The sequence below is a fragment of the Wolbachia endosymbiont of Drosophila bicornuta genome, assembly GCF_028982105.1.
Classification (GTDB): Bacteria; Pseudomonadota; Alphaproteobacteria; order Rickettsiales; family Anaplasmataceae; genus Wolbachia; species Wolbachia pipientis.
Map to the genome: position 1 here is coordinate 1 of NZ_JAPQLF010000098.1, position 3,038 is coordinate 3,038.

The following is a 3,038-nucleotide window of genomic DNA, read 5'->3' on the forward strand; positions in this document are numbered from 1 at the left end:
GGTTTTTACCTATATAAGCCGAAACGCGCTTACAAAGCGTTTAAGACAGCAAAAAACGTCAAATTGACAATGGAGAATTTGAATGCTAGCTACTACGGGGTTTCTTTGCCTTTTTTCCTGCTTAGTAAATTTCTTAAACACTTGCGGTGTAGGTTAGTTGCAAGTTAAAAGCAGCTAAATCGCTCTTAATCAAGCGTTTTAGAATAAAAAAAACGCCGATATTTTAGTACATAGTAAATAGCCAACCACCACGGGGCTTCTTTTGCCTTTTTTTTATTTAGTAAATTTCTTAAATATTTATGGCTAAAGCAATTTAAGAGACCGAAAATGGTGTCATTTCAGTGCCCCTGTAATGTCATCCCAGTGCCCTGACTACTTGGATCCAGGAATTTTATTAAGTTGGTGAGCATAAAAATAGCTGTTTTACGTTAAAATACAATGTTTTGATGATTATGGAAAGGCTGGATTCCAGTGCCAAGCACTGGAATGACATCCTCCCTTATGGAAATTGCTCTCAAATCACAATGTTCTTACAGCTATGGAATGAATCGCGGTATGACGGTTATCAGTAAACATGAATTACTTTAGCTATGCAATCAGGCTTCCTAAAAACACTTTGTAGCCAATCAATTCTTGAGTATAAAAAGAATTCCTTTAACAATAAGGTATGCTAATCAGGAATTTAATAAAACAAGCAACTCAAGTAGGAAGCAGTGAAAATGCAATACGGTATGTCGAATATCTCTATCAATTTGAGAAGTTTAGAAACACATTAAACCTCACTTTATCACTAATAAAGCAAAATAGGCTCTCATTTGAAATATACCAAGAGGGATTAGTGGATATGGAAGAGGGAGTGTGTAAGACAATCAGGTCTTCCAGTGTAAATAGATATGTTATTGTACTGAGGAAGTCAAACCCATACATTATAGTGCATGAACTTTCACACATGGTTGAAAATGAACTGAACTTAAATTTGGAGCAGGAATTCCTCCATAAAGTTTACCAGGATATTGAGCAGAACCTAAAGCAAGCAAATATTCTTGTGCAGAAAATTATCGGCCAAGTTATATTTAAGGAGATACAGGCTTATCAAACTGCAAAATCACGTGCATCTGAATTATTTGCACGCTATTTTGAGCTATTTGCTTGGGCGCAGGAGGTTTACCATAAAGATAAAGAATACTTAATCCGCACTCAAGACTTAAACAAAGTGTTCCTTGCTACTGGCCAATGGAAAAAGAGCTACCTTGATTCACAAATGATGGAGAGAATAGATAAGGAAATCAAGGAATACAGCAATAAAACTGCCACTAAAGACGTAACCAAAGTGCAAAGCAGTTGGACTAATAAATTTTCTCCTGGGGGCAAAAAAATTAGCTCTATATTTGGAGATGATGATTAGCTTATAGTGCAGGTTTTCCTACGTCATGCCGCCGCGAACCGTCATACCGCGATTCATTCTTTTGGTGTACGAACATTGCAATTTGCAGGTAATTTGAGTAGTAGATGGTGTCATTCCAGTGCTTGACACTGGAATCCAGGAATTTGGATTGGGCACTAAGTTGGTGAGCATAAAAGTGGCTGATCTTATGTTAAAACACAACGTTCTTGATGAGATTACGGCAAGGCTGGATTCCAGTGTCAAGCACTGGAATGAGACCATTTGCTGTGCAGTTTACCTTTAAGAATGAATGTTCGTACAGTTGTGCGCGGTATCTCATCAGCTAACACGTAGCGGAATGACGGTTGTCGGTAAATCTTTTAGCTATAGAAGTTAACTTTGCAGTTAACTTCTACAGCGTTTCAAAGTATAGTTTTGGTAATACAGTAACTAAATATACATGAAAACCATTTTAGCTGTTGAAACAAGCTGCGACGAAACTGCAGTAGCGATTGTAAATAGTGACAAGCAAGTCCTTGCTCACAAGATTCTTTCTCAAGTAGAACACAAAAAACGCGGTGGGGTGATTCCTGAGATAGCTTCACGTGCTCATATGGAACATTTAAGTGGCCTGATAAAAAGCGCTGTAAAAAAATCTAACCTTAACTTTTGTGACCTCAATGCAATTGCAGCAACATCAGGACCAGGACTCATAGGTGGATTAATAGTTGGTACAATGATGGCTAAAGCAATTGCGCATGTAGCACAAAAACCGTTCATTGCAGTGAATCACTTAGAAGCGCATGCATTGGTTATTAGGTTACTGCATGAGGTAAAATTTCCATTTTTAGTCCTACTAATATCAGGTGGTCACTGTCAATTTTTAATTGCACAGGATGTAGGTAAATACATTAAACTTGGAGAAACGCTCGATGATTCACTAGGAGAAGCATTTGATAAAGTTGCTAAGATGCTGGGTTTAAGCTACCCAGGAGGCCCATTAATTGAAAAGTTGGCTAAAAAAGGCAATGGCACAAGATTCAAACTGCCAAGGGCAATGATAAAACGTTCTGGATGTAACTTTTCGTTTTCTGGGATTAAAACAGCAGTAAAAAACTTAGTACAAGAACTTAAAATGAGCGAGCAAGATGTGTGTGATGTATGTGCTTCGTTTCAAGAGTGTATTAGTGACATACTGCTGGACAGGGTTAGTAATGCGATTATTATGGCCGAATCTTTAAATATCAAAATCAATGACTTTGTGATTACCGGCGGAGTTGCAGCAAATAATTTCTTGAGAGAAAAATTAAAACAACACATAAACTTAAACATATTTTTTCCCCCTAACGACCTATGTACAGACAATGCAATTATGGTTGGATGGACAGGAATTGAAAGGTTACAGAAAAATTATATAGATCCACTTAATTTTGCACCAAGACCTAAGTGGGAGTTAGAGAGTTATTAAAAGCTCTCAATTCTGAATTATAGCTAAAGTGACTTAGGTTCTCTAATTGCACATAAGTCAACAATAATTTTCACACAAATCAAAACAGCATATCTTCTCCATAATCCTTGGTAATTTTACATAAGTTAAAAGTAGCATATGGTTCTCTCCGAGGTCTGAGATGACAATAAATTTGTCAAGCCGCAT

Annotated in this window: 2 protein-coding genes and 1 pseudogene; 2 read left to right on the plus strand and 1 reads right to left on the minus strand. The window is 37.1% G+C overall.

Going from position 1 to position 3,038, the window contains the following annotated elements:
* Positions 1-667: 667 nt before the first annotated feature.
* Positions 668-1,405 carry a WD_0702 family putative metalloprotease gene (locus OZD68_RS03050; RefSeq protein WP_182309477.1) on the plus strand — a complete coding sequence of 246 codons (738 nt, stop codon included), beginning with the start codon at positions 668-670 and terminating at the stop codon, positions 1,403-1,405.
* A 39-nt stretch (positions 1,406-1,444) separates the two neighbouring features.
* Here OZD68_RS03050 and OZD68_RS06770 read toward each other — a convergent pair.
* Positions 1,445-1,546, minus strand: a pseudogene (locus tag OZD68_RS06770) (WPE palindromic element domain-containing protein); the annotation flags it as partial.
* 298 nt (positions 1,547-1,844) lie between these two features.
* Here OZD68_RS06770 and tsaD point away from each other — a divergent pair.
* Entirely contained in the window at positions 1,845-2,852 is a 1,008-nt protein-coding gene (gene tsaD, locus OZD68_RS03060) for a tRNA (adenosine(37)-N6)-threonylcarbamoyltransferase complex transferase subunit TsaD (RefSeq protein ID WP_182309476.1), read from the plus strand.
* Positions 2,853-3,038: the final 186 nt, after the last annotated feature.